Origin of the sequence: Synechococcus sp. PCC 6717 (genome assembly GCF_022698185.1) — a bacterium.
Lineage (GTDB): Bacteria > Cyanobacteriota > Cyanobacteriia > Thermosynechococcales > Thermosynechococcaceae > Thermosynechococcus > Thermosynechococcus lividus.
In genome coordinates, this window is sequence record NZ_JAKLTV010000057.1 from 1 (window position 1) to 2,648 (window position 2,648).

At 54.2% G+C, this 2,648-nt stretch carries 2 protein-coding genes; both read right to left on the bottom strand.

The features are described from left to right. Window positions 1-1,411 (bottom strand): AAA-like domain-containing protein (locus tag L5470_RS13175; protein ID WP_499500240.1); only part of this gene is annotated, 1,411 nt, incomplete at its 3' end. A 21-nt stretch (window positions 1,412-1,432) separates the two neighbouring features. Then, on the bottom strand, window positions 1,433-2,287 hold the full coding sequence (locus L5470_RS13180; RefSeq protein WP_499500241.1) for a helix-turn-helix domain-containing protein: 855 nt from the start codon (window positions 2,285-2,287) through the stop codon (window positions 1,433-1,435). Window positions 2,288-2,648: the final 361 nt, after the last annotated feature.

Sequence of the window (2,648 nt, forward strand, 5' to 3'; positions counted from 1 at the left end):
CCCCCAAGGCCAAAAGGGCACGTTGGGTAAGGCGACTGGCTTTGCGGCGAGCAGCGTCTAGAATGCGGTTAGCGGCACTGATGGCTTCCTTTTCCTGTCGCTCTAACAGGAGTGTATCTTGAATCGCCTTTTGGTTGGCCTCCTGACTAGCGGACAGGTATTGATAATCTAGATCGCTGAGGCTTTTGCCACTTGCCCACAGGAGAGCATCTTGGAGGGCTTGCCCCCGTAGGAGTCGCGAGCTATCAGTGCCCCCCGATCGCACCCATGCCTGAAAGTCTTCGGTATAGGGGCGCAATTGCTCGAATTGCTGCTCAATCCAGCAGCGATCAAAGACGTGGGCATAGATCGGGTTAAACACCACCAATTGGCTGTGGCGCTGACACACTAATCCTGTTAAGCACAAGGCACGCTGCTCAGGACTGCCATCAAGGGGTAACCCTCCCTCCTCGAGAATCCGTTGATATAGCCCCAGTAACCGGCCAATCCGTTGCTCATCTGCCAGCAGACGATTGCGAATGGTTTTCAGGTGCTCGGGTTCATCGTGGCGCTCCCAGTCTTGCAGTAGATGCTGATGGATAAAGTCTGCCAGCCGTGTGGGTAGGGCACTTGCACTCATAAATGGCCCATGGACTTGCAGCAGCCGACAGAGCTTTTGGGTCAAAAAGGGCTGACCGCCCGTCCAAGCCAAAATTTCAGCAAGCAGTTGCTCCGGTGCATCGCTGAGGTGGGCAATTCCCTTGAGTAGGGGTGTGGCTTCGCTGAGGTCAAACCCACTCAGAGCAATCGCTCGGCCAATGTTAAAGGGTGTGCGCTGCTTATCTTGAATGAGCTGATCGGGGGTGGCAACGCCAAAAAGAGCAAAGGTCAACCGTCGATACTCGGGGCGATCGGCGCGTTGGTTGTAGCAGGCACGGATCCACGCAAAAAAATCATCCGTCGAAAAGGGTAAGCTGAGGAGGCTATCAATTTCATCAATGAAAATTACCAACGGCTCGCTGGTGTGGGGCAGCAGCACCTCCTCGACAAACTCACTCAGGCGTTGAATAGGGGACACCAGTTGGCGATCGCGCCACCAAGAGCGCAGTGAGACCACATCACCTAGGTGGAACCCTTGAATTAAAGCACCCACAAAACTGGCATACCACTGCTCCGGTTGAATATTTTGACTGCCAATTTTCGTAATATCCAAAGCCGCACAACGGTACCCCATCGTCAGCAGCCGCTGCGTTACCTGTACCCGTAAACTCGACTTCCCCATCTGGCGCGAGTTCAGGATATAGCAAAACTCACCGGCCACTAACCCCGCGAGCAGATCCGCATCCGCCTGCCGCTGTACATACACCGGCGAGGCCGTGGGCAAACTCCCCCCCACCTGATAACTTGAGGCCGACTCTAGGGGAATCCTCATCGACTCTGCCCCGGTGTGATTCTAATTAGGCACTGACGCATCAGGAATCGTCGAGGTTGCCGTACTGCTAGGAGTCGCTTGCCCTACCACATATTCTTTTTCAGTGACTTCCCCCACCGCTCCCATAGGGGTCGCTGGGCCGTTATTGACACTCACCTTCACATCCCCCGCGTTGCCCGTGCGGACAATCAATCGTTCCTTGGCCTGCCAACTGCGCTCGGTGCCCGCCTCAAGAATCCCCGTATACACCACCTCCCCATCCGCTTCAACTTCTAGCCACGATGAGCCCGACAGTGAAAGCTTCACATCAACGACGTCACTACTGGGGGTTGGGGCTGGACTGGGGTCAGTGGCCATGACGGCATTGGGGCTGGCCGTGGGGTCAGGCGAGGATGTCGTCTGATGGGCTGGGCTAGGACTTGGATTCGTTGCTTCAGGGGTAGGCACTGGGCGAATATCCGTAATACTTTGAGGTTGGGGGCGAAACAGATAGGCTAACCCCGCCACTGCTGCCACCACCACAGCAAAGTAGGTGAGATACAGATGAATGGGACGCAGTTGAAAACCAATGCCAGTGCCACCCCTTGTGGGCTTATCAATCAGTCTTGCAGATTCGGCCATCGTCGGAAAATGCGCTGCTAAACTTTTGCCATCTAGACCCATCGCATCAGCAAAGCGGCGAATAAATCCTTGGGTGTAGATAGCTTCAGGCAATTCATCTAAGGCACCTTTCTCAATGGCGGCCAGAATGGACTGGCGCACAAGGGTTTTAGCGGCCAAGTCCTCGAGGCTGAGGCCAAGCTCTAACCGTTTTTCATGCAGAAAGGTGCCAATTTCTGTAAGTTTTTCTGCCTGTTGAGCGGTCAAATCGGGCATTATCCCTAGCTCCTACTGTCAGTCTTTGCCGTCCTTGCAGTGGTACACTCTAGCTATTGCCTTCATCCTATAGTAACCTAGGGCAAATTGAGCATGGCGCTATGCATATCCACTCCCTCGAACCCTGGCAACATATCGGGTATGGCTGGAAGCCCCGTACTTCAGTGCGGGGAGGAAAGCTCCTTTAGCAACTTTAGTTGCCTTAGGTTATAATTGTACTGCGGACACCAGAAACGGTTGTTTAAGGCACTGGTAACGGTCGATTGGGGGTGTTGTAAACCACCCCAGAGGCTCGTGGTTGGCTTGCTAACTGCAGGGCTACTAAAAGCTCCCTGCTTTAGCTGGGAGTAGTTTACAARTT

What these genes read in the sequence shown, in the direction of transcription:
- L5470_RS13180 (WP_499500241.1), bottom strand. Translation starts at nt 2,287, where the DNA reads ATGCCCGATTTGACCGCTCAACAGGCAGAAAAACTTACAGAAATTGGC.